Origin of the sequence: Empedobacter sp. UBA5987, from assembly GCF_002429865.1 — a bacterium.
In the GTDB taxonomy this organism is placed as follows: Bacteria; Bacteroidota; Bacteroidia; order Flavobacteriales; family Weeksellaceae; genus Empedobacter; species Empedobacter falsenii_B.
Genome location: NZ_DJBB01000047.1, coordinates 37,701 through 60,842 on the forward strand (window position 1 = coordinate 37,701; position 23,142 = coordinate 60,842).

25 protein-coding genes are annotated in these 23,142 nt (G+C 31.1%); 16 read left to right on the forward strand and 9 right to left on the reverse strand.

Annotation, left to right across the window (positions count from 1 at the left end; genetic code table 11):
- Window positions 1–54 precede the first annotated feature (54 nt).
- The 3 genes from B3J26_RS07065 to B3J26_RS07075 form a co-directional block, all read right to left on the reverse strand.
- Window positions 55–459 carry an NUDIX hydrolase gene (locus B3J26_RS07065; RefSeq protein ID WP_221854189.1) on the reverse strand — a complete coding sequence of 135 codons (405 nt, stop codon included), beginning with the start codon at window positions 457–459 and terminating at the stop codon, window positions 55–57.
- A gap of 3 nt (window positions 460–462) precedes the next feature.
- A complete protein-coding gene (gene galE / locus B3J26_RS07070; RefSeq protein ID WP_291073965.1) occupies window positions 463–1,476 on the reverse strand; it encodes a UDP-glucose 4-epimerase GalE in 1,014 nt (337 codons plus the stop codon).
- Between the two features lie 96 nt (window positions 1,477–1,572).
- Window positions 1,573–2,688, reverse strand: a complete 1,116-nt coding sequence (locus B3J26_RS07075) for a DegT/DnrJ/EryC1/StrS family aminotransferase (protein WP_291066872.1) — start codon at window positions 2,686–2,688, stop codon at window positions 1,573–1,575.
- Between the two features lie 100 nt (window positions 2,689–2,788).
- Between B3J26_RS07075 and B3J26_RS07080 the strand changes: the two genes are divergently transcribed.
- From B3J26_RS07080 to B3J26_RS07115, 8 genes are all read left to right on the forward strand, one after another.
- Window positions 2,789–4,039: a 3-deoxy-D-manno-octulosonic acid transferase gene (locus B3J26_RS07080; RefSeq protein ID WP_291073967.1), complete on the forward strand. Its 1,251-nt coding sequence runs from the start codon at window positions 2,789–2,791 to the stop codon at window positions 4,037–4,039.
- A gap of 152 nt (window positions 4,040–4,191) precedes the next feature.
- Entirely contained in the window at window positions 4,192–4,809 is a 618-nt protein-coding gene (locus B3J26_RS07085; protein WP_291073969.1) for a porin family protein, read from the forward strand.
- A 134-nt stretch (window positions 4,810–4,943) separates the two neighbouring features.
- Entirely contained in the window at window positions 4,944–5,321 is a 378-nt protein-coding gene (locus B3J26_RS07090; protein ID WP_038331851.1) for a BlaI/MecI/CopY family transcriptional regulator, read from the forward strand.
- A gap of 84 nt (window positions 5,322–5,405) precedes the next feature.
- Window positions 5,406–7,049, forward strand: coding sequence for a M56 family metallopeptidase (locus B3J26_RS07095; RefSeq protein WP_291073970.1), 1,644 nt, complete (start codon window positions 5,406–5,408; stop codon window positions 7,047–7,049).
- A gap of 180 nt (window positions 7,050–7,229) precedes the next feature.
- Window positions 7,230–10,340: a UvrD-helicase domain-containing protein gene (locus tag B3J26_RS07100; RefSeq protein ID WP_291073972.1), complete on the forward strand. Its 3,111-nt coding sequence runs from the start codon at window positions 7,230–7,232 to the stop codon at window positions 10,338–10,340.
- Entirely contained in the window at window positions 10,340–12,148 is a 1,809-nt protein-coding gene (uvrC, locus tag B3J26_RS07105) for an excinuclease ABC subunit UvrC (RefSeq protein ID WP_291047110.1), read from the forward strand. Before B3J26_RS07100 ends, uvrC begins: the two co-directional genes overlap by 1 nt.
- Window positions 12,129–12,569, forward strand: a complete 441-nt coding sequence (locus B3J26_RS07110) for a hypothetical protein (protein ID WP_257467985.1) — start codon at window positions 12,129–12,131, stop codon at window positions 12,567–12,569. The genes uvrC and B3J26_RS07110 overlap by 20 nt, the downstream gene beginning before the upstream one ends.
- A gap of 89 nt (window positions 12,570–12,658) precedes the next feature.
- Window positions 12,659–13,159 carry a DinB family protein gene (locus B3J26_RS07115; RefSeq protein ID WP_286511418.1) on the forward strand — a complete coding sequence of 167 codons (501 nt, stop codon included), beginning with the start codon at window positions 12,659–12,661 and terminating at the stop codon, window positions 13,157–13,159.
- 285 nt (window positions 13,160–13,444) lie between these two features.
- Here B3J26_RS07115 and gcvT read toward each other — a convergent pair whose 3' ends face one another.
- Together gcvT and B3J26_RS07125 are read right to left on the reverse strand one after the other, a co-directional pair.
- Window positions 13,445–14,521, reverse strand: coding sequence for a glycine cleavage system aminomethyltransferase GcvT (gene gcvT / locus B3J26_RS07120; protein WP_125348617.1), 1,077 nt, complete (start codon window positions 14,519–14,521; stop codon window positions 13,445–13,447).
- A 78-nt stretch (window positions 14,522–14,599) separates the two neighbouring features.
- Window positions 14,600–14,962 (reverse strand): hypothetical protein, encoded by a 363-nt coding sequence (locus B3J26_RS07125; RefSeq protein WP_219033679.1) that lies wholly within the window; start codon window positions 14,960–14,962, stop codon window positions 14,600–14,602.
- A gap of 43 nt (window positions 14,963–15,005) precedes the next feature.
- On the opposite strand from B3J26_RS07125, the gene B3J26_RS07130 reads away from it, so the two are divergent.
- Both B3J26_RS07130 and B3J26_RS07135 read left to right on the forward strand, forming a co-directional pair.
- Entirely contained in the window at window positions 15,006–15,680 is a 675-nt protein-coding gene (locus B3J26_RS07130) for a YiiX/YebB-like N1pC/P60 family cysteine hydrolase (RefSeq protein ID WP_291073973.1), read from the forward strand.
- Window positions 15,681–15,755: 75 nt separating this feature from the next.
- Window positions 15,756–15,938 (forward strand): hypothetical protein, encoded by a 183-nt coding sequence (locus B3J26_RS07135; RefSeq protein WP_221854185.1) that lies wholly within the window; start codon window positions 15,756–15,758, stop codon window positions 15,936–15,938.
- On the opposite strand, the gene B3J26_RS07140 is transcribed toward B3J26_RS07135, so the two are convergent.
- The 4 genes from B3J26_RS07140 to B3J26_RS07155 are packed head-to-tail and all read right to left on the reverse strand — an operon-like array spanning window position 15,935 to window position 18,063.
- Window positions 15,935–16,387 carry a peroxiredoxin gene (locus B3J26_RS07140; protein WP_291073975.1) on the reverse strand — a complete coding sequence of 151 codons (453 nt, stop codon included), beginning with the start codon at window positions 16,385–16,387 and terminating at the stop codon, window positions 15,935–15,937. The genes B3J26_RS07135 and B3J26_RS07140 overlap by 4 nt on opposite strands.
- Entirely contained in the window at window positions 16,384–16,794 is a 411-nt protein-coding gene (locus tag B3J26_RS07145) for a 6-pyruvoyl trahydropterin synthase family protein (RefSeq protein ID WP_125350508.1), read from the reverse strand. Before B3J26_RS07145 ends, B3J26_RS07140 begins: the two co-directional genes overlap by 4 nt.
- 12 nt (window positions 16,795–16,806) lie before the next feature.
- Window positions 16,807–17,322: an isopentenyl-diphosphate Delta-isomerase gene (gene idi, locus B3J26_RS07150; protein WP_115001587.1), complete on the reverse strand. Its 516-nt coding sequence runs from the start codon at window positions 17,320–17,322 to the stop codon at window positions 16,807–16,809.
- Between the two features lie 27 nt (window positions 17,323–17,349).
- Complete coding sequence (locus B3J26_RS07155; protein ID WP_291073976.1) at window positions 17,350–18,063, reverse strand: biotin--[acetyl-CoA-carboxylase] ligase; 714 nt, start codon at window positions 18,061–18,063, stop codon at window positions 17,350–17,352.
- A 93-nt stretch (window positions 18,064–18,156) separates the two neighbouring features.
- On the opposite strand from B3J26_RS07155, the gene rsfS reads away from it, so the two are divergent.
- From rsfS to B3J26_RS07185, 6 genes are all read left to right on the forward strand, one after another.
- A complete protein-coding gene (gene rsfS / locus B3J26_RS07160; RefSeq protein WP_038331822.1) occupies window positions 18,157–18,525 on the forward strand; it encodes a ribosome silencing factor in 369 nt (122 codons plus the stop codon).
- Between the two features lie 23 nt (window positions 18,526–18,548).
- Window positions 18,549–20,561 (forward strand): ATP-dependent zinc metalloprotease FtsH, encoded by a 2,013-nt coding sequence (gene ftsH, locus B3J26_RS07165; RefSeq protein ID WP_291073977.1) that lies wholly within the window; start codon window positions 18,549–18,551, stop codon window positions 20,559–20,561.
- A gap of 130 nt (window positions 20,562–20,691) precedes the next feature.
- Window positions 20,692–21,297, forward strand: coding sequence for a hypothetical protein (locus B3J26_RS07170; protein ID WP_291073979.1), 606 nt, complete (start codon window positions 20,692–20,694; stop codon window positions 21,295–21,297).
- 2 nt (window positions 21,298–21,299) lie between these two features.
- Window positions 21,300–22,148 carry a phosphatidate cytidylyltransferase gene (locus tag B3J26_RS07175; protein ID WP_125350512.1) on the forward strand — a complete coding sequence of 283 codons (849 nt, stop codon included), beginning with the start codon at window positions 21,300–21,302 and terminating at the stop codon, window positions 22,146–22,148.
- Window positions 22,145–22,795 carry a phosphatidylserine decarboxylase family protein gene (locus B3J26_RS07180; RefSeq protein WP_125350513.1) on the forward strand — a complete coding sequence of 217 codons (651 nt, stop codon included), beginning with the start codon at window positions 22,145–22,147 and terminating at the stop codon, window positions 22,793–22,795. The genes B3J26_RS07175 and B3J26_RS07180 overlap by 4 nt, the downstream gene beginning before the upstream one ends.
- An 83-nt stretch (window positions 22,796–22,878) precedes the next feature.
- Window positions 22,879–23,142: a hypothetical protein gene (locus B3J26_RS07185; RefSeq protein ID WP_115001599.1), complete on the forward strand. Its 264-nt coding sequence runs from the start codon at window positions 22,879–22,881 to the stop codon at window positions 23,140–23,142.

Sequence of the window (23,142 nt, forward strand, 5' to 3'; positions counted from 1 at the left end):
TAAAAAATAAAAGGCAATCTCGATTACGGATTGCCTTCTATTTTTGAAATTATTTTAGTTCAATAAATGATCTTTTGTTAATTTTTCAAAAACTTTAATTACACCAATTACTTGAATTTCTTCTTGTAAATATTCTTCAAAAGTAAAATAGTTGTAAGCTTCAATTTCATTTGTTGGTTTTATTTCTTCGTTCAAATCGTACAAAAAACAATCTTGTTCCATCAAAAGATCCTGTTCTCCATATGCTTCAGCTGTAATATGACAATAAAAATTGAGCTCTTCTCTTACCAAATCCAAACTCAATTCTTCTTTTATTTCTCTTACCAAAGCTGTTTCAGAATTTTCACCTTTATCAATTTTTCCACCTGGTAAATACCACGCTTTTTTATTTTTGCTAAATGTCAAAAGCAGTTTATTATTTTTAATAACTAATAAACCCGCTGTTGGTAATTGAATCATCTTTTATTTTTCTAAACTTTTTTGCCATTCCCAGGCAGTACGCATACTTTCTGATAATTTTGTTTCAGGTTTCCACCCTAATTCTTTTTCTGCTAAAGAGTTATTTGCATAAGCTTCGATAATATCTCCTGCGCGACGCTCTTTGATTTCGTATTTCAATTTCAAATCATTGGCATCTTCAAATGCGTGAACAACTTCTAAAACCGTAGATCCTGTTCCCGTTCCAAGATTAAAGAATTCTAGCTTTGCTTTATTTTTATTTTCGATTAAACGAGTTACTGCTTTTACGTGTGCATCAGCCAAATCATTTACATCAATATAATCACGAATTGCCGTTCCGTCACGCGTTGGATAATCATCTCCCCAAACCGATAACGCTTCTCTGATTCCAGCTGCAGTTTGTGTAACATAAGGAATTAGATTATTTGGAATTCCTTTTGGTAATTCTCCAATTTTAGCAGTTGGATGCGCACCTACTGGATTGAAATAACGTAAACAAATCACATTTTTATCAAAGGCTGCTGAGAAATCTTCTAAAATTTCCTCTCCCATTTGTTTCGTTTTTCCATAAGGAGATTCAGGTTTTTTCAGTGGAGTTTGCTCATCAATAGGCATTTTATCCGCTTGTCCGTAAACTGTACAAGACGAACTGAAAATAATATTATTAGCATCAAAATCTTTCATTGCATCCAAAAGATTAATTAAACCTAAAAGATTATTTCGATAATACATCAACGGTTTTTCAACAGATTCTCCAACTGCTTTATGCGCTGCGAAGTTGATAATTCCATCTATTTTATTTGTTTTGAAAAATTCGTTTACTTTTTCTTGATCTTTTAAATCAATCTCGAAATAAGTTGGTTTTGTTCTAGTAATAGAAGTAATTTTATCCAACACGCTAATTTCTGTGTTCGATAAGTCGTCTATAATCACAACTTCATAACCTGCATTTTGTAAAGCTACAACTGTGTGCGAACCAATGTAACCCAAACCTCCAGTTACTAATATTTTACTCATTTTTAATATTTAGTTTTTATAGTGAAATCAAATTTAGGAAAATAAAAAAGCTTCTGAAACTAATCAGAAGCTTTTTCGTATTATTTTTAGGATAAATTATTTTCCAAAAAATTCGCGAACAGCAGAAGTTATGTAAGCCAATTGCTCCTCATCTAACTCTGTGTGCATTGGTAAAGACATTACTTCTTCTACCAATTTGTTTGTATTTGGGAAATCTGCATCATTATAATGTCCGTTATCATACGCTTTTTGTTTGCGTAATGGAACAGGATAATAAATCATCGCAGGAATTTCTTTTTCAGTCAAGAAAGCTTGTAATTCATTACGTTTACCATTTGTTACACGTAACGTATATTGATGGAATACGTGAGTTGTATCTGCTCCTTTTACTGGCGTTAATAATGCATCAATATCTTTAAAAGCTTCTGTATAATAAGCCGCAGCTTTGTTACGAGCAGCGTTATAATCATTTAAGAAAGGTAATTTACGACGTAAAACTGCTGCTTGAACAGAATCTAAACGAGAGTTAACACCAACTTCATCGTGGTAGTAACGTTTGTACATTCCGTGATTTACAATTCCACGTAAACGATGCGCAATATCATCATCATTTGTAAAAATTGCTCCACCATCACCATAACAACCTAAGTTTTTTGAAGGGAAGAAAGATGTACAACCAATATGACCAATTGTTCCAGCTTTTCGACCTTTGTAATCCGCTCCAATAGCTTGCGCAGTATCTTCTACAACATATAAATTATGTTCTTTTGCAATTGCCATAATCTCGTCCATATTCGCACATTGACCAAATAAATGAACTGGAATAATTGCTTTAGTTTTTGGCGTAATTGCCGCTTTCAATTTTTCTGTATCAATTGTAAAAGTATCATAATCAACGTCAACTAAAATTGAATTTAATTTCAATAAATCAACAACTTCTACTGTTGCAGCAAATGTAAAATCTGCCGTAATCACCTCGTCACCTGGCTCTAAACCTAGCGCCATCAAAGCAATTTGCAACGCATCAGTTCCGTTTCCACAAGGAATTACGTGTTTTACATTTAAGTAATCTTGCAATTCAGTTTCGAATTGTTTTACTTCTGGTCCATTAATAAAAGCAGCCGAATCCAAAACATTCAAAATTGCTGCATCAACGTCTCCTTTTATTTTTTGATATTGACTTTGTAAGTCAACCATTTGTATTTTTTTCATAACTTAATGAATCTTTCAAAATCTACAACTTTAAAAAGTCGTTATTATTACAACAAATGTACAAAAAAAGCTCATTCTAAATTTTTAACTTTGCAACATTGTGCAAGGATTTTATAACACATCAATTAAGGCGTACGGAATGGCGCTAAAATTGGCTTCGAATTTTAACGAAAAAGCAAAACTTTGGGTAGATGGAAGAAAAAATTGGGAAGAAAAAATAGCTTCTAAAATTTCAGAAACCGATAAAGTTTTGTGGGTACATTGTTCATCTTTAGGCGAGTTTGAGCAAGGTCGACCTGTTATCGAAGCATTGAAAGAAAACTATCCAACACATAAAATTGCTGTTTCATTTTTCTCGCCTTCTGGTTATGAAATTAGAAAGAATTATCAAGGTGCAGATGTTATTTTTTATTTGCCTTTGGATACAAAATCGAATGCAGAAAAGTTGATAAAAGTACTTCATCCAGAAATTTTGATTTTGGTGAAATACGAATATTGGTTCAATTTGATTACCGAATTACATCAGCAAAACATTCCGACAATTGTAGTTTCGTCTATTTTTAGAGAAAGTCAAAACTTTTTCAAGAAAAATGGAAAAAATTGGTTTGCGAAAAAATTAAGTTTAATCAATCATTTCTTTGTTCAAAATCAAAAGTCAAAAGATTTATTAGATTCTATTCAAATCACTCAAAATACAATTGCGGGCGATACCCGATCTGATCGTGTCAAACAGATCATTCATCAAGATAATCAATTGGATTTTATGAATGATTTTAAACAAAATTCGAAATTAATTGTGGTTGGAAGTTCTTGGCCAAAAGATGAAGAATTATTTGTGAATTTAATCAATCAAAAATTAAATAATGATTGGAAAATTGTTTTTGCACCACATAATTTGAATGATGCTGAAATCAATTCTTTTCTGAATAAAATCAACCAAAAAGCTGTTAAATTTTCTGATTTAGAAAAAACATCCAAGCAAGAGTTAATCGATTCGAAAATATTTATTCTCAATACAATTGGTATTTTATCAAAAGTTTATTCTTATGCAGATATTACCTATATTGGTGGAGGCTTTGGCGCTGGAATTCATAATACTTTGGAAGCCGTGACATTTGGAAATCCTGTAGTTTTTGGTCCAAAGTACAAGAAATTTCAGGAAGCTGTGGATTTAATAGAAATTGGAGGAGGATTTTCTATTGCTAATCAAAATGAATTTGATACAATTATGAATTGTTTGATGAACGATGAAAATTTCCGAAAAGAAAGTGGAAAAAAAGCTGGAGATTTTGTTCAGAATTCGCCAAATGCAACTAAAATTATTTTAGAATATTTAGATGATATTTTGTAAATCTTAAAATTTTATCAATTTTTAACAAAAAAGGCATAGAAATTGTGAGTCAAAAAAGCATTATTGATTTTTAAAGATGTAAATCAATCTTTTGTATGAATAAAACTTTACTTTTGAATTAAATATATAACTCAGACTTAAGTAATAAAAAAATGAAGAAACTTATTTTAGGAATAGCACTTTTCGGTGGATTAAGTGCAGCAAACGCGCAAATTGATTTAGGAGTAAAAGGTGGTCTTAACTTCCCGACTTTATCTGGTGATTCAAGACAATTATATGAAAATCAAACTAAATTCAGAACTGATTTTTATGTGGGAGGTTATGCAAACTATAAAATAACGGATCAAATTAGTTTTCAACCAGAGTTATTGTATTCTAAGCAAGGAGCTGGATTGAAAACAAATGATAACTCAAAAGCTAAATTAATTACGCATAATATTAATATTCCTTTAATGGGACGTTATGAAATTATGGATGGATTAAATGTTGAATTTGGTCCACAATTAGGATTTTTAGTTTCTGCTAAAATGAAAACTGAAGAAGGAAAAACAGATACTAAAATAAAAGCTACAGACAATTTCAAAACATTTGATTTTGGTTTAAACTTCGGAGCTGCATACAAAATTACTGATGAATTAGAAATTAATGCTCGTTTTACAAAAGGATTATCAAACATTAATGATTATTATCCAACAGGAATTGATAATAACTTTAAATTGACAAATACTTACTTTAGCGTTGGTGTAGCGTATAAATTAGCTGAAATGTAATTCATTTCAAATCAAAAATATTGAAAGGAGCTTTTGCTCCTTTTTTTTGTGCTTTATCGTTAAATAATTGCAAAATAAATTTGCTATGTCAAATTAAATTCTATATTTGTAGTAATCAAAATACAGTTGTAGATATGAAAGTTAAATTATCAAGAAGAGAAGAGGAAGTGATGGAAGTTATTTGGAGTGGAAAACAAGTTTTTGCGAAAGATATTATCGATTCTTATGACGATCCAAAACCTGCGAATACTACAATTTCTACCTTATTAAAAAGGATGCACGACAAAGGTTATATCGATTACGAACAAATGGGAAACTCGCGTCGATACTATGCTTTGGTGAAAAAAGATGATTATTTTTCGAAAGAAGTAAAAGGAATGATTTCCAACTTCTTTAATAATTCGGCAACACAATTTGCTTCATTTTTTGCAAAATCGAACAATATGTCGGTCGAAGAATTAGAAAAATTACGTGACATTATCGATAATGAAATAGACCGTAAAAAGAAATAATCTATGGTTGCGTTTTTTATAAAATTTATTCTTTGTTCCGGATTTTTATATTCCTTTTATAAACTTTTTTTGGAACGTGAAAGCATGTATAAAATCAATCGATTTTATCTGTTGTTTTCGTTGATATTTTCGTTAATCGCGCCTTTGTACAAAATTGATTTGCCTATCACAGCGACAGAAACAAATATTTCGCCCGAATTATTGGCTTTTCTGATGCAAAATCCTGAATTGTTGCAACAAGAAAGAGGAATCAATTTTGGTGATATTTTGAATGTTATTTACATTTTGGTTGGTGTAATTTTTCTTGTAAGATTTATCTACAATTTGTACGAATTAATGTTCAAAATTAAGACGGAAGAAAAAATCAAAGATCAAGAAATTACGTATATTCTTGATTTAGATTCGAATCAGCCGTATAGTTTTTGGAAATATATTTTTATTCCGAAAAAGCAACTGAAAAGTTTGCATCAAAACTTAATTGATCACGAAAAAGCGCATTGTATTCAGAAACATAGTTTGGACATTTTGTTGATAGAGATTTTTCAAATTCTTTTTTGGTTCAATCCGTTTATTTATTTCTATAAAAAATCAATCAAACTAAATCACGAGTTTTTGGCAGATGAATATGTTTTGAAAAGAAACTCAGATTTAAAAACTTATCAACATCAAATTTTAGATTGTATTGCAACGCAAAATCCATCTATGATGGCGAGTAATTTCAATTTTATTCTAACTAAAAAACGCCTACTTATGATGACAAAAAATACATCGAAACGAAAAGTAAAGATTCTTTCGTTTGCATCATTACCTTTTATATTGAGTGCATTTGTATTATTTTCTCAAAAATCTTTCGCACAAGAAGTTGAGAAAAAAGCTCAAAAAGTAGAACAAGTTTTGGAAAAACCTGTTCAATCGCAGGCCGAAATTCTTCTTGGACAAGCAACTACTTTAAGAGATTCGCTTCTCAAAACAGATCAAGTCAAAACGGCTACACCAATAGAAAAAGTGATTACCAAAGATGAGCTAAAAACGATTCTGAAAAGTAATCCGCAAAACAAAATTATCTTGAATGACGCAGGAGATATCATTCTGAATGATTCTATCAAAATAAAAGATATTGTCTTGAAAAAAGAGTTGGTTCCGACGATTTTATACGGAACGGATGGAAAAGTTTTGCAAAAAATTGATCCCAAAGAAATAGAAAAAGTTTTTGTAAAAAGTAATGAAGGTTTGATAGAAATTATCAAAAAAGATTCAAGTATCATCAAAATTTTTAATTCAGAAAAAGACATTCCGAATATTGATAAAAAAGTAAAAACAGCTAAAATGCCAACATTAAAAAATAATATTACGTTGAAAAATGGTTATTCTATTTATACAGATAAAAATGGTGTTGAGCATAAAATTATTAGTTCTGAAATTGATAAGGTTTATTTAGAAAATCAATTAAAATCAAAAGAAATTGATAATGGTTATAGTCTAAGTTTTTCAAAAAATAAAGGAGTTGATAAAGCGGAAATAGAAAAACAATTAAAAGAAGCACAAGCAAGAGGTTATGATATTACAGCTATAAAAACTGATACTAAAAATCCCGAAATACAAAAATTAGGTTCATTTACTGTAAAAACATTCTATTCTGAAGATCCTAAAGAAATGAGTAAACATCTTGAAGAAAAAAAGAAAGAACTTGAATTACAAGAAAAAAACACTAAGAAAATGCTAAAATAGATTGAGAAAAGGCAAAAACAGCTAAAAAAAGAAATTAAGAAATAATCAAAATTTCATAGTATATATAACATATTCAAAAAAAGGAAACTCGTTTGGGTTTCCTTTTTTAGTACGTCATGTTTTGGCATTCTGATTTTCTATTTTTGAGAAGATTGTTTAACTTTCCTAAAAATTCAGAATTTGTTACAAGCAGGCGATTTCAAAATTTACAATGCTTCCGCTGGAGCAGGTAAAACTTACACTTTGGTAAAGGAATTTCTTTCGTTGTTATTGACGAATGAAAGCGATTATCATTTCGAACACATTTTAGCTATTACGTTTACGAATAAAGCGGCGGGTGAAATGAAGGAACGTATCATCGAAAATTTAGAAGAAATTGCCAAAAATCCTAATCCAAAAGAAGATCATTATATTCTCGAATTAGCTTCGGAACTGAATTTGAAGCCTGAAATCATTAAGACAAAAGCATACAATATTCTGATTGCAATTCTTCATAATTATTCTAAATTTTCGATTTCTACGATTGATAAATTTAATCTTCGATTGATGAAATCTTTTACGCAAGATTTGGGTTTATCAATGAATTTTGATGTCGAAATGAATACAAATGAAATCATTAATGAATCCGTTGATTTGTTGTATTCAAAAATTGGGGAAGACGAAAAACTAACGCAAACAATGATCAAAATTGCGTTGGATAATATGGACGAAAATAAATCGTGGGATATTCGAAAAACGCTTTCTTCAGACACTTCGGACATTTCTAATGATCGCCATTTACAAGATTTAGAAAAATTAAAAAACATTTCGTTAGACGAATTTATTCGTTATCGAAAAGTTATTTTTGATGATATAAAAACTTTGAAAGATGGCTTGATTACAATTGGAAATGAGTTTTTCGAATTACTTGCAAATAACGGAATTTCGGTTAATGAATTACCAGGAAAAAGTCGTGGAATTGCTGCTTTTTTCCAGAAATTAAAAAACTTTGATGGTTTTGGTTTGATTTTACCAACCGATGCGAATACAAAAGATATTTTGGAAGAAGGTTATCTTTCGAAAGTGAAAGATGCAATTGCTGAATCTATTTTTCCTCAAGTGAAAGATTTGTTCGAAAAAGCTGCGAACATTAACGATCACTTACTTTTATTAACCTCAATTCAAAAAAATATATCCTCGATTTCGTTGATTAATGAGGTTGAAAAATCATTGGATTCGATCAAAAAAGATTCGAATGTTTTGTTGATTAATGAATTCAACACCATTATCAGTAAAAATCTGCAACAACAACCTGCCAATTTTATTTACGAACGAATTGGTTCGCGCTACAATCATTATTTTATTGATGAATTTCAGGATACATCGACCTTACAATGGAATAATCTGAATCCGTTGGTCGAAAATGCACGCGCGCAATCTGACACAATTATGTTGGTTGGTGATGCAAAACAGTCTATTTATCGTTGGCGAGGTGGAAATCCTGCGCAAATGATTGATTTAATTGATCGAAAAGAGGAAGAAAATATTAAAGTTGAAGAGTTAGAAAAAAACTGGCGTAGCCACGAAAATATTATTCAATTTAACAATGAATTGTATTCGTTTATCGTGCCACAACTCAATTTGCCGAGTTTTCAATATTTGTACGAAATCGGAAATAAACAATTGACTAATCATCAAAAAGATGGTTTTGTCAAAATAAATTTCATTGAACAAGAAGGTCGTTCGAAAGATTTATTTAAAGAACAAAATTTAGAATTAGTTTTAAAAACAATTGAAGATTGTCGAGCAAATGGTTTCTCATTAAATGATATTGCGATTTTGGTTCGTAGTAATGCGCAAGGGATTTTGTTAGCGAAATATTTGACCGAAAATAATTTGATTGTGATTTCTAATGAAGCTTTGTTGTTAAAGAATTCTTTCGAAATTCAATTGATTGAATATTTATTCAAAATCACCTCAAATCCACAAGATGAACAATCGAAAATTCGTTTTTTGATGGTGGCTTATGAATTAGAATTATTCAAAACGAATGATTTAACAATTACTGTCGAAAAAGCATTAAAAGGTGATTTGCCAAAGTTTTTAAAATTAACCAAATCACTTGGAATTGATTTAGATTTTATTCAAGATCAAAACCTTTCGTTGTATGATTTTACAGAAAAAGCGATTCGAACTTTACATTTACAAGAACGTTCGCCCGCTTATATTTTAAGTTTTTTGGATGTTATTTTAGAATATTCATCAAAAAATGAATCTGATCTGAATTCATTTCTTGAGTTTTGGTCGACAATCAAAGATAAAGCGAGTATCAAAACGCCAAAAGGTGTCGATGCGATTCAGATTATGACGATTCACAAATCAAAAGGATTGGAATTTCCAGTTGTGATTTTGCCGTTTTTAGATTGGCAAAGTAAGAATTCTAAAATTTGGATTCCATTACAAAAAGATGAGGAAAATCCGTTTGAAACATTTTATGTTGGAATTAATAATGAATTGAAATCAATCAAAAATGAAGTGATAAAATCGAAGATTGATGAAGAAGAAAATTTGGTTCAATTGGATGAAATTAATACGCTTTATGTTGCAACAACGCGCGCAAAAGAGCAATTGTATATGATTGCACTAAAACCAAAAGAGTCTTCGAAATCTAAAAATATTGCAAATTATTTACACGAATTTGTTTTCAGTAAAGGTTTTTCAGAGGATGAAGTTATTTTAAAAGGTTCTCCTGAACGAATTTCAACTCCAAAAATCATAGAAAATTCTTCAGCTGAGTTAAAAATTTATTCTTCGGATTGGAATACGCGTTTAGTGATTAATACGAATTCGGAAAAAGCACAAGAAAAGTTGAAATTCACCGAATTTGGAAATACAGTTCATAACATTTTATCACAAATTGTCACACAAAATGATTTGCCAAAAATCATTGAAAGTGAAAAACAACGTGGTACAATTTCAGTCGAAAATGTAGAACATCTGCAAAAAACCTTGCAAAATTTATTACAAGATGCTAAATTAGTTCCATATTTTGCTGAAGGTTTAACGGTTTTGAATGAACGCGATTTTATTGATGAAAATGGACAAATTTTCAGAGCTGATCGTGTGGTAATTGATGCAGAAAATAATTGTTCGATTATCGATTATAAAACTGGTCAACCCGATTTAGATCATCATTTTCAAGTGAATAGATATGCCGATTTTTTTAGAAATTTAGGTTATAATATTCAGACTAAAATCTTGATTTATATTGATGATGAGCAGCAAAAAATAAATGTTGTAGAGGTATTTTGATGAATGAAAATGTAAAGTTAAAATTAGCGAGTTTACCCGAAACGCCTGGTGTTTATCAGTATTATAACAAAAGAGGAGATTTGTTATACATTGGTAAAGCGAAAAACTTGAAACGTCGCGTGAATTCGTATTTCAATAAACAACACGATTCGAAACGTTTGCGTGTTTTGGTGAGTAATATTGATAACATCGAAACAATCAACGTAAATTCTGAATATGACGCGTTGTTGTTGGAAAATAATTTGATTAAAGAGCATCAACCACGATATAATATCCTGTTAAGAGATGACAAAACCTATCCTTGGATTTGCATCAAAAATGAACGATTTCCACGAATTTTTTCGACTCGCAATGTAATCAAAGATGGTTCGGAATATTTTGGACCATATTCTAACGGAAAAGCGATGAAAGTTTTGTTAGGTTTGATCAAAGAATTGTATCAACTAAGAACATGTTCGTATGATTTGAGCGAGAAAAATATTGAAAATCACAAATTTAAAGTTTGTTTGGAATATCATATTGGTAATTGTCTTGGACCTTGTGAAGCTTATCAAACCGAAGAAGAATACAACGAGCAAATTTCGGCAATTCGTAATATTATCAAAGGAGAATTTAATGAAGCAAAACAATATTTGGTCAATCAAATGACAAAATATGCATCGGATTTGAAGTTTGAAAAAGCGCAAATGATTAAAGAAAAAATTGAAGCGTTGCAGAATTATCAATCTCGTTCTACAATTGTTTCGCCTACGATTACCAATGTTGATGTTTTTTCGATTACGTCGGACGAAGAATATGCCTATGTCAATTTCATGAAAATTTATCACGGTGCAATTATACAGTCGCATACAGAAGAATGGAAAAAGAAATTGGATGAAACAGACGAAGATTTATTGGAACGTGCAATTATTGATTTTTCAGATCGATTTAATTTAACTTCGAAAGAAATTTATGTCCCGTTCGAATTGAGTTTAGAAATTCCGTTCAGAAAAATTACAGTTCCAAAAATTGGCGATAAAAAACATATTGTCGATTTATCGTTAAAAAACACACGGATTTATCGTTTAGAACAGCTCAAACAAACTAAAATCGTCGATCCTGATCGTCATACAAATCGTATCATGAATCAGATGAAAGTTGATTTGCGTTTGCCTGTAGAACCTCGACATATCGAAGGTTTTGATAACTCTAACATTCAAGGAACGAATCCAGTTTCGGCTTGTGTAGTGTTCAAAAATGGAAAACCAAGTAAGAAAGATTATCGCATTTTCAATGTCAAAACGGTTGAAGGACCTAATGATTTTGCAACAATGGAAGAAGTGATTGAAAGACGATATTCAAGAGTTTTGGCTGAAGGAGAATCTTTGCCTCAATTAATTTTGATTGATGGTGGAAAAGGGCAATTAAGTTCTGCTCTAAAATCGATTGATCGTTTAGGGTTACGCGGAAAAGTTTCCGTGATTGGAATTGCAAAGCGTTTGGAAGAAATTTATTATCCAGATGATCCTTATCCGTTATATTTGGACAAAAATTCTGAAACCTTGAAAGTGCTTCAACATGTGCGAGATGAATCGCATCGATTTGGAATTACGCGTCACCGAAATCGACGAAGTAAAAACGCTTATAATTCGGTTTTAGAAGAAATAGAAGGTGTCGGTCCGCAAACAATTAAAGAATTATTAACAAAATTTAAATCGGTCGAACGAATAAAAAATGCATCTTTGTTAGAATTAACCGATTGTATAGGAAAATCTAAAGCAAAAAAAATAAAAGATTATTTTTCGAATGATGAAAAATCTACTAATTGACAGAGATTTAACGTCTCTTTTGAACAATCCAAAGTTACAAGCTACTTTGGCAATTGTTCCTATCACTTTATTTATACTTGGCTTGTTAAGTTATTTTGGAATTTTTTATTCGATGTTTAGCACGCTCGATGCGCAGCTAGGACATTTAGGAAGTTCTAAATCGTTATTGAGTGCGTTATTAGGAAATCTTATCATTTTTATCTTCTTGGTATTGATGAGTTTTTTCACTGGCGTGATTTCTTTTGTATACTTTATTGTACACGCTTTAAAGAATCCAAATTTGATAAAAAGTGATGATCGCTTGGTCTGGATTACGATTATTATTTTTGGAAATGGAATAGGAATTTTTGTCTATTGGCTGACTCAAATCAAGCGAAAAAAACCTCGTCCAATTATTGATTTATACACAGACGATATTTAAAAATATAAACTGCTTTACAATTTAGTAAAGCAGTTTTTTTTATGAATTATTTCAAAAATTTGTACCTTTTAACTACAAATCAAAACAACATGAAAATAGTAGAATTATTAGCAAAAGAATTGCAAAACGAGTATAAAATTACCAAAGAATTTATTGCAAGATTTCCTGAGGATAAAACGACATACAAACCTCACGAAAAAAGTATGGACATTACAATGTTGACGAATCATATCGTCGAAATATTTGCGTGGCCAGCATTAATATTAACTACAGATAAATTAGATTTTGCTACAGGAGATTATAAACCGACAAGTTTTACTTCTGTGCAAGATTTACAAAAGAAATTAGACGAAGATTATGAAGCGGGTGAGAATGCCTTGAAAAACGCAACGGATGAAGAATTGAATAATAATTGGAAAATTGTTGCTGGTGATACAGTCTTCGCAGATTTTACAAAATATGAAGCAATTCGTCATGCATTAAATCAAATCACGCATCATCGTGCTCAATTAGGGGTATTTTATCGTTTATTGGGAATAGATTTACCTTCGAGTTATGGACCAAGTGCTGATTCTCAAAAGTTTCAATAAAAAAAAGACCTCTTAAATAAGAGGTCTTAAAATCATAATTAGTGTTAATTGTATTACTGATCAGTAATATTGTTATCTCAAAAATATAACATATATCATATTTAAGCAAATCTAAGTTATGTTTTTTTTAAGAAATATTAACAATTTTATAATATTCGTAGTTAATAATCTATTTTATTAATTTTATCTAAAAAAGACATCTATAAAAGTATCAATTAATATGAATTCATAAAAAAAGCTTTCGAAATTCTCGAAAGCTTTTTTGTATATTGACTTTATATTGTTTTAAACAAAAGGAGTTTTTACAACTTCTGCTAATACATTTTTATCACGAATCTGAATTCTGATTGTTGTTCCAACTTTAGCAAAATCTGTATGAACATATGCTAAACCAATTCCTTGTTTCAACATTGGAGATTGCGTTCCTGAAGTTACAATACCGATTGTATTCTCGTTGTCATCTACAACTTTATAATCGTGGCGAGGAATTCCTCTTTCGATCATTTTGAAACCAACTAATTTCTTCTCAACTCCAGCTTCTTTTTGAGCTTTTAAAATATCAGATGAAATAAAATTTGTGTCCAATTTCGTTACCCAACCAAGACCAGCTTCTAATGGAGTTGTATCATCATTGATATCATTTCCGTATAAGCAGTATCCTTTCTCTAAACGCAATGTGTCACGAGAAGCTAAACCGCAAGGCTCAATATCGAAAGATTTTCCAGCTTCCATTACTTTGTCCCACATTTCGTTTGCTTGCTCATTCGCGAAATAAATCTCGAAACCTCCTGAACCAGTGTAACCAGTTGCAGAAATAATCACATTTTCCATACCTGCAAACGTACCAATTGCGAAATGATAAAACGGAATTTCAGCTAAATTAACATCTGTCAACGACTGCATTGCTTCAATTGCTTTTGGACCTTGAATTGCTAACAAAGACATCTCATCAGATTTATTTGTTAACTCTGCACCAAACGTATTGTGTTTGTTCATCCATTCCCAATCTTTATCGATATTAGATGCATTTACAACTGCCATCCATTCATCATCAGAAATTTTATAAATGATTAAATCATCTACAATTCCTCCTTTTTCGTTTGGCATTGCATTATATTGAGCTTGACCAATGGCAACTTTCGTTACATCATTCGTCAATAAGTGTTGTAATAAGTCTGTTGCTTTTTCTCCTTTTACAAAAAATTGTCCCATGTGAGAAACGTCAAAAACACCAACTTTTTCTCGAACAGCAAAGTGTTCTTGGTTAACACCTGCGTATTGCACTGGCATTTCATATCCAGCAAAAGGAACCATTTTCGCACCTAAATCTTTGTGCTTTTGGTTTAATGCAGTTACTTTCATTGTTTGTTTGCTTTGATAAGTTTATAATTCTCCCAAAAATAAGGAATTAATTGTTAGGAAAATTTCTTTAATAGAAGATTATCTAATTTTATGAATAATTTTTAAATTCCCTTCCGTCGCTTTATACGGCTCGAAACGCATAACCGATTTTCCTTTACCAAATTTGTTCATAAACTTTTCGTTTATTTTTCCTGATAATTTCAATGGTTGACAACCTTCGCAAGGAATAATCAAAATGGTATCGTTTGTTTTACCTTTTACTTTTACAATTTCGTACGAATAATCTGTATCCAAACGAGAATTAATAACATTTTCAATTGGTTTATTAAAGCTCTCAATAAAGAAAACGCGTCGATCTTTGTTGCTTCCAATAATAATTGCAGCACCAACTAAAATCAATAAAACGACAATTGATATGGTCAAAATTTTTTTAAAATCCATCTTTTTGGTTAATTCGTAGATTAAAAGTAATAATTCATTCCGAATGAAAAAAATATTCGTTTTATTTCCTATCTTTTTACTTCTATTTACATTGACAATGAATAGTTGTACAAAAGCAAAAATATTAAAAGAAAAACATTCAATTTCATTACAAAATATCCAAAATGGAGATTTGATTTTTGTTGGTGCGCAAACAGAAGAACTTTCGGGCGCGATAAATAGAGTGACAAAAATAAATGACGAAACCAATTTTGATCATGTTGGTTTAATCGAAAAAACTGATGATTCTATTTTTGTTCTACATGCTGCTCCAATGGGCGGATCGCAACGAGAGGAAATTCATCATTTTTACATTTCTCAAACCGAAAAGAATAATAAAATTGTCATTTATCGTCTCAAAAATGAATATCAATATACAATTCCTCATGCAATTGAAAAAGCTAAAACAATGCTCGGAAAACCTTATAATTGGTTATACATTTTGAATGATGACGAATTATATTGTTCAGATTTTGTGGAAAGAGCTTTTCGTAATGATAAAGTTTTTGAGCTGATTCCGATGAATTTCAAAAACAAAGAAACTGGAATTATTGATGATTTTTGGATAGATTTCTATCGTAAAAAAGGAAAAGAAGTTCCGCAAGACGAACCAGGAACAAATCCAAATCAATTGGCAACTTCTAAGAAATTAATTAAGGTTGGTGAGGTGAAGTTTTAAAATGAAACTCTGAAACAAATTCAGAATGATTCATAGAATCTTTATAACAAATAAATTAATTCCTACTTTTACCACATGAAACAAAATATCATTTATAGTATCATTTTCTTTTTCGTGTTATTTGGACTAAAATATTTGTTCGATAAAAGCGATGTGCAAACAATGTTGGTTTATTCGGCAATTGGAACGGTTATCTTTTTTATTTATCGAGTTGTCATAAGAAAATTATTATACAAACAAAAAGACCAAGAAAACTAATTTCCTTGGTCTTTTTTTATTGCTTGCATTGCTTCTTCAATGTGCGTTTCGGCTACATTTGAAACAATGTGTTTAATTAATTTTCCTTGTTTATTGAATACAAAAGTTTCTCGCGGTGTGATTAAGCCAAATTTCTTTTTGATTCCCAACAACTTCGACAACTTTGCTCCTTTATCAGAAAGCAACGGAAAGTTTAATTGATGTTTTGTATAAAACTTCTCGTGAGAAGAAGTTGATTGTCCATTTATTCCGACAATCACAGCGTCTAAAGCATTGAAATCTGCATTTACATCACGAAATTGACATACTTCTTTTGTACACATTGGCGTAAAATCCATCGGATAAAAGAATAAAACAAAATATTTTTTGAATAAAAATTCGTCCGAATTAAACCAATTTCCTTTGTTATCCTCCAACGAAAAGGTTGGAATGTGATCGCCTAATTTCATTCGCCTGCGTATTCTACAAAATTACGTGGAGTTTCGTATAAGGTTACTTTCAATTCTAAATCGGTCGCTAATTTTGCTCTAATTTTATTCCAAATCAAAATCACAATATTTTCGGCAGTTGGATTGATAGTTTTAAATTCTTCAATATCAACATTCAGATTTTTATGATCCAAATAATCTTCAACTTCAATCGCAATAATTTTTCGTAATTCGTCCAAATTCATCACAAAACCAGTTTCTGGATCAACTTCGCCTTTCACCGCCACAATAATTTCGTAATTATGCCCGTGATAGTTTGGATAAGAACATTTTCCGAAAACTTCAAAATTTTGTTCGTCGCTCCAATTCTTGTTAAACAATCGGTGCGCAGCATTAAAATGTGCTTTTCTGTTGACAGTAACTTTCATCTGTATAAATTTTTATTCTTCGATATACGAAACGTAATGTTCAAAAATTATTTTGAACCAAGCTGTATAATTCTGAGGATTTTTTTCCATATCTTTTTTCAAATCATCCAATTCTACCCAACGATAAGCCATCACTTCATCAGGATTTAGCTTTGGTTCGTCATCAAATGTTCCGATAAAAACATGGTCTAATTCATGCTCAATCAAATCATTTTCTAAATGTGCTTTGTAGATGAAATTAAATTTATATTCTAATTCACAATCAAATCCCATTTCCTCTTCCAAACGTCTGTGCGCCGCTTGCTCGTATGTTTCGTTATCGCGCGGATGACTACAACATGTATTCGTCCACAACGTTGGCGAATGGTATTTGCTCGCAGCTCGTTGCTGAATCATCAATTCTCCTTTGGAATTGAATACAAAAACAGAAAATGCACGATGCAACAAACCAGCTACATGAGCCTGCTGCTTCTCCATCAATCCTAATTTTTGATCGTCCTGATCAACTAAAACTACAAATTCTTCCATAAAACAAAAATAACCATTTATGTAGGATTAAAAAAGAAGTTCGATTTCTTTGTGCTTAAATTCTCGCAATGCTTGATTGATTTCGATCAGTAAATTTCCCGCTTCATTTACATCTCTAATAATTCCGTCCACTTCTACTCCATCTAATTTAAATTGTGAGATTTCATCTTTTCTAAAAAGATTATCTAAATAAGTTTGATGAATTTGTTCGAAATTTTTCTGTTCTAAAATTGGATATTCATTTTCGAAATAATGCATTAAATCTGCCAAAATTTCCTCGATGTCATATTCTTTGTCAGTTACTTTATAAATAGATGTTGCTTTTGGTAAGTGATTAAAATCAGCTTGATTGACATTAATTCCTATTCCAATTACAGAATTCATTATTCCATTGGAACGATGATTTTCGATTAAAATTCCACAAACCTTTTTATCATTTAAAATGATATCATTTGGCCATTTTACGTTAGATTTTGGATGAAATTGTTTTAAAAATAGACAAATAACATTCGAAATCCATTCATTAAAATAAATTAATTCTTGAAAACTATAATCCGTTTTCAGCAAAAAACTAAAGGTTAAATTTTCTCCAGCGACAACTTTCCACTCATTTCCTGCGTAACCTTTTCCTTTTGTTTGATTTTTAGCATGTATGACAGTCCAACTATTGGCATCTTTTTTGGACAAATCCACCAAGAACTCATTCGTATTAGGCAAAGAATCAAAACTAATTAAATACATTTTTTTTACTATTTTTATAGAGTGGTTAAAGTTATTTTAAAAAGTTTAAACTTTAATAAGGATTCACTAAATTTGCGAATTACAAAATAAAAGATGATAGATACTCAATATACAAAAGACTTGCTAGATAGCATTGTTGACGGAATTACAAATGTTAAAGGAGAAGAAATTACAATTCTAGATTTACGCGAAATTGAAAATGCATTTTGTCAATACTTCGTTATTTGTACCGGAAACTCGAATACACAAGTTAGTGCTTTAGCAGGTTCGATTGAAAGAACTGTAAAAACAGAAATGTCAGAAAGACCTTTTCATGTAGAAGGAACGCAAAATAATCAATGGGTTTTGTTGGACTACACTAATGTTATTGTCCATATTTTCCAAAAAGAATACAGAGAATATTACGATATCGAAAGTCTTTGGGGTGATGCCGTAGAGACGCGTATCGAAATGGAATATTAATCATAACTGAAACCAAAAAAAAATTGAAAAAAAATAATTTTAAACCTTCGGGGTTTAATCCTACATGGATATATGCCATTATTGGATTATTGCTGATTGCCTTTCTATTATTTTCTGATAACATTGGAGGTGCCGGCGGAACTACTAAAAATATAGACCGTACGACTTTCCTTTCTTATGTAGAAAAAGGTTACGTAAAAGAAGCCAATCTAGAAAAAGAATCAGGACGTGTAAGTGTATATTTAACGGACGCAGCTCTCAATACTGAAGAATTTAAAAAGTTTAAAAAATCAAACGAGACTTTAAATCCTTTTGCTACAGGTGCTCCAAACTTTATTTTCAATGTTGCTGATGCTGGAAATTTTGAAAAAGATTTTTATGCTAACGTAGAAAAGAGTCCAAATAAAACGGCTGTTCTTAACACACAAATTTCAAATGGTTTTGGAAGTTTGTTTATGAATCTTTTCATTTCATTGATTTTCTTCGGATTAATCTACTTCTTACTATTCAGACGAATGGGCGGAGGCGGATCTGCTGGAGGTGGCGGAGGAATTTTCTCTGTCGGAAAATCGAAAGCGAAATTATTTGAAGGTGATGATCATATCAAAACAACTTTCAAAGATGTTGCAGGTTTAGAAGGTGCAAAAGAAGAAATCGAAGAAATCGTTGAATTCTTGAAACATCCAGAAAAATTTACAAAATTAGGTGGACGTATCCCAAAAGGAGCCTTATTAGTAGGACCTCCAGGTACAGGTAAAACCTTATTAGCAAAAGCTGTTGCTGGAGAAGCAAAAGTTCCTTTCTTCTCATTATCAGGATCAGATTTCGTAGAAATGTTTGTGGGGGTTGGTGCATCTCGTGTACGTGACTTATTCAAAAATGCAAAAGAAAAATCTCCTTCAATTATCTTTATTGATGAGATTGATGCCATTGGTCGCGCACGTGGAAAATCAAACTTTACAGGTTCTAATGATGAACGCGAAAATACATTAAACCAATTATTAACAGAAATGGATGGTTTCGGAACAGAATCTAACGTAATTGTGATTGCTGCAACGAACCGTGCTGATGTATTGGATAAAGCATTGATGCGTCCAGGTCGTTTTGACCGTATTATTCATGTTGATTTACCTGAATTAAACGAACGTAAAGAAATCTTCGCCGTTCACTTACGTCCATTAAAATTAGGTGAAGATGTTGAAATCGAATTTTTAGCAAAACAAACGCCAGGTTTCTCTGGTGCAGATATTTTCAATGTTTGTAATGAAGCCGCTTTAGTTGCTGCTCGTAAAAACAAAGAAGTCGTAGAAAAACAAGACTTTTTAGATGCTGTTGACCGTATTATTGGTGGATTAGAGAAGAAAAGTAAAGTGATTAAACCTTCTGAGAAAAAACGTATCGCTTATCACGAAGCTGGTCACGCTACAATTGGTTGGTTAACAGAACACGCTGCGCCATTAGTTAAAGTAACTATCGTTCCTCGTGGACGTTCGTTAGGTGCCGCTTGGTATTTGCCAGAAGAAAGACAAATTACAACGACAGAACAATTGTTAGACGAAATGTGTATGACAATGGGTGGTCGTGCTGCTGAGGAAGTTGTTTTCAATAATATTTCTACAGGTGCATTAAGTGATTTGGAAAAAGTTACAAAACAAGCTTCTGCAATGGTTAGTATTTACGGATTGAACAAAGAAGTTGGTAATGTTTCTTATTACGATTCATCTGGACAAAATGAGTATGGCTTCAGCAAGCCTTATTCAGAACAAACTGCTCAGGTAATTGATAAAGAGGTAAAAACAATGATCGAAGCTCAATATGATAGAGCAAAAGATATTTTACGTGAACATCGCGATCAATTAGATGTTTTAGCTCAAAAATTAATTGAGAAAGAGGTGATCTTTAGAGAAGATTTGGAAGAAATTTTCGGACCAAGAAAATTTGTAAACGAATTAGATCAAATCGAAGAAAAACAAGAGGAAGCTATAGAAGCTGGTTCAGAACAAGTTGTTCAACCAGAATCTGGAAATGATATTTAATCAAATTCATTCAAAATAATAGAAAAAATCGTCCTATTTGGACGATTTTTTTTTTACTTCTTATTATATTGTTAAAATTTATTACCTTTAGGCTGTAATTGATTAATTTCATATAAAATCATGAGTTTTCATGTGGAAAGCAATTAAAAACCTACTTAAAAAAGCTACTGAAAAATCAGCAGAGAATTCAGATGATAATCACATTGATTTATTTCATCCGAATTATGCTGACCAAAAGATTTCTATGGATGAAGTATTTGCTACAAACTTTAATGTAGGTGGTGGACATTTTTTATTTTGTGATAATATAGAGGAGGCTTCTAAAAACCTTAAAGAGATTGTCAATTACGAAAATGTAACTGAGTTAATTTGTCTTGATCCAAAGCTTCAAGAGATGTTAACAACTAATCAAATCCCGTTTGTAGTTAATCCTTGCGATTCTCGTTACACGCTTAGTTTTCTTAGTTGCGAGTTCTTAATTGCCTTTGATGGTAGTATTATGTTATCTGCACATCAAACTTGTGGAAGAAATATAGATGATTTTCCATCAAATTTTATTATCTATGCACGCCCATCGCAATTAGTAGAAAATGTGGGAGCGGCATTACAGAAATTACGAACATTAAAAAAAGACAACCTACCATCTAAAATAACTTCTATTCGAGGGAAAAACATGCACAAATTTCCTAATATACAGAATGCGAAGAATATTTATTTGTTATTGGTTGAAGAATAGCTATGAAAAATTTAGCAATTAGAGCATTTTCGGGACTTATTTATGCACTTGTAATATTTTTCGGAACAACAATACATCCAAAAGGTTTAATCGTTTTAATGATGGTTTTTGGACTTTTTTGTTTGTACGAATTCTTTAAAATCACCAATCTTACCAATAAACTTTATCAATTAGGTTCACTTTTAGCTGCTTTAGTTGTATTTGGATATTATGGGAAAGAGTTTTTACAAGCCTTTGAAACTACAAATCACTACTATTTTTATTTACGAAGTTTATATTTCATTATACCTGTTTTATTTATTTTTAGTATTTATGTTATTTTCAAATCAACAAATGAGTTATTGAATGATTTTGGTAAAGCTACTTTAGGTTTAACCTACGTCATCGCTCCTTTCGCTATTGCACTTACTCTACCAAGTTTTGATTATAGTTTAGGTGAAAAAGTAATGCACTACGAAGTATTTTTTGTTTTCTTATTACTTTGGTGCAGCGATACATTTGCTTATTTAACAGGAAACTTAATCGGAAAACACAAATTAGCACCAAAAATTTCTGGAGCTAAAACGTGGGAAGGCTTTTTTGGTGGAATTATTTTCACTTTATTAACTGGATTTTTTATTCAGAAATATTTTGGAGAAAACTTACATGGTAATTGGATGATTATAGGTTTAATCGTTGCTGCATTAGGACCTTTAGGTGACTTAACAGAATCTAAATTGAAACGTTTTTTCAATGTAAAAGACAGCAGCAATTTAATTCCGGGTCATGGTGGTTTTTTAGATCGATTAGATAGTTTTATATTTGTCACACCATTTGTTTATTTATATTATTTATTAGTATATACTTTATGAAACTTCACAGAGAAGGAACTGCAATTTTGATAGGTTGCTTAATTTTATTTGCAATCGCTACAGGAGTATTACATTACTTTTTTCCTGTTTATGGTCTTTTATTCGCTTTACCATTATGGATTCTTTATGGATTTGTCGTTTGGTTTTTTAGAAATCCAATTCGTGAATCAGATTCATCTGAAAATTGTGTTATTGCGCCGGTAGATGGAAAAGTAGTTGTATTAGAAGAAGTATATGAAAGTGAATTTTTGAATCAAAAATGTATTCAATTATCTATTTTCATGACGCCACTTAATGTACACGTAACACGTTATCCTGTGAATGGTAAGGTTATTTATTCTAAATATCATCCAGGGAAATTTTTGGTAGCATTTCATCCTAAATCATCAGAGTTAAACGAAAGAACAACTGTTGTTGTAGAAAATACAGATCATACAAAAGTTCTTTTTAGACAAATTGCTGGTGCTGTTGCGAGAAGAATTGTTTGCTACAGTAAAGAGAATGATACAGCTGTTGCTGGTAAAGAATATGGTTTTATCAAATTCGGATCTCGTGTAGATATCTTTTTACCACTTGATACTGAAATCAATGTAAAGGTTGGAGATAAAACAAAAGGTGGAATTCAGAAAATTGCACAATTGAAATAAATCAGTTAGTTGAACTCAATGTTTTTAACTAATTTTGTCAAAACAATTATAACAATATATTCATACAATAAATTTTGTACGTCATGAAAAAATTAATTCTTTTAGTAGCTGTTGCTGCATTTGCTACATCTTGTAACTCTAAAGCAGGTGTAAACCATGGTGTACTTCCTGTAGTTCACGAACCAGCTACTGCTGAAGAAATGCACCACAAGTCTGAAGCTGCTCACGAAGGTCATGCAAAACATGAAGAAGCTGTTGAAGAAAAACATGAGGAAGTAAAAGATTCTACAAAAACTGTAGAAACTCCGAAAGTTGAGAAAAAAGATACTGTAAAAGCTGGTCATTAA

Excerpts from the sequence above, each read along its gene's own strand:
- B3J26_RS07090 (WP_038331851.1), top strand. The coding sequence starts at position 4,944 with ATGAAAGTTAAATTATCAAGAAGAGAAGAGGAAGTGATGGAAGTTATT.
- B3J26_RS07095 (WP_291073970.1), top strand. The coding sequence starts at position 5,406 with ATGTATAAAATCAATCGATTTTATCTGTTGTTTTCGTTGATATTTTCG.
- B3J26_RS07065 (WP_221854189.1), bottom strand. The coding sequence starts at position 459 with ATGATTCAATTACCAACAGCGGGTTTATTAGTTATTAAAAATAATAAA.
- B3J26_RS07125 (WP_219033679.1), bottom strand. The coding sequence starts at position 14,962 with ATGGATTTTAAAAAAATTTTGACCATATCAATTGTCGTTTTATTGATT.
- galE (WP_291073965.1), bottom strand. The coding sequence starts at position 1,476 with ATGAGTAAAATATTAGTAACTGGAGGTTTGGGTTACATTGGTTCGCAC.
- B3J26_RS07075 (WP_291066872.1), bottom strand. The coding sequence starts at position 2,688 with ATGAAAAAAATACAAATGGTTGACTTACAAAGTCAATATCAAAAAATA.
- B3J26_RS07185 (WP_115001599.1), top strand. The coding sequence starts at position 22,879 with ATGAAAAAATTAATTCTTTTAGTAGCTGTTGCTGCATTTGCTACATCT.
- B3J26_RS07140 (WP_291073975.1), bottom strand. The coding sequence starts at position 16,387 with ATGAAATTAGGCGATCACATTCCAACCTTTTCGTTGGAGGATAACAAA.
- B3J26_RS07145 (WP_125350508.1), bottom strand. The coding sequence starts at position 16,794 with ATGAAAGTTACTGTCAACAGAAAAGCACATTTTAATGCTGCGCACCGA.
- idi (WP_115001587.1), bottom strand. The coding sequence starts at position 17,322 with ATGGAAGAATTTGTAGTTTTAGTTGATCAGGACGATCAAAAATTAGGA.
- B3J26_RS07180 (WP_125350513.1), top strand. The coding sequence starts at position 22,145 with ATGAAACTTCACAGAGAAGGAACTGCAATTTTGATAGGTTGCTTAATT.
- B3J26_RS07085 (WP_291073969.1), top strand. The coding sequence starts at position 4,192 with ATGAAGAAACTTATTTTAGGAATAGCACTTTTCGGTGGATTAAGTGCA.
- B3J26_RS07135 (WP_221854185.1), top strand. The coding sequence starts at position 15,756 with ATGAAACAAAATATCATTTATAGTATCATTTTCTTTTTCGTGTTATTT.
- B3J26_RS07170 (WP_291073979.1), top strand. The coding sequence starts at position 20,692 with ATGTGGAAAGCAATTAAAAACCTACTTAAAAAAGCTACTGAAAAATCA.
- gcvT (WP_125348617.1), bottom strand. The coding sequence starts at position 14,521 with ATGAAAGTAACTGCATTAAACCAAAAGCACAAAGATTTAGGTGCGAAA.
- uvrC (WP_291047110.1), top strand. The coding sequence starts at position 10,340 with ATGAATGAAAATGTAAAGTTAAAATTAGCGAGTTTACCCGAAACGCCT.
- B3J26_RS07110 (WP_257467985.1), top strand. The coding sequence starts at position 12,129 with ATGAAAAATCTACTAATTGACAGAGATTTAACGTCTCTTTTGAACAAT.
- B3J26_RS07155 (WP_291073976.1), bottom strand. The coding sequence starts at position 18,063 with ATGTATTTAATTAGTTTTGATTCTTTGCCTAATACGAATGAGTTCTTG.
- B3J26_RS07130 (WP_291073973.1), top strand. The coding sequence starts at position 15,006 with ATGAAAAAAATATTCGTTTTATTTCCTATCTTTTTACTTCTATTTACA.
- B3J26_RS07115 (WP_286511418.1), top strand. The coding sequence starts at position 12,659 with ATGAAAATAGTAGAATTATTAGCAAAAGAATTGCAAAACGAGTATAAA.
- B3J26_RS07175 (WP_125350512.1), top strand. The coding sequence starts at position 21,300 with ATGAAAAATTTAGCAATTAGAGCATTTTCGGGACTTATTTATGCACTT.
- rsfS (WP_038331822.1), top strand. The coding sequence starts at position 18,157 with ATGATAGATACTCAATATACAAAAGACTTGCTAGATAGCATTGTTGAC.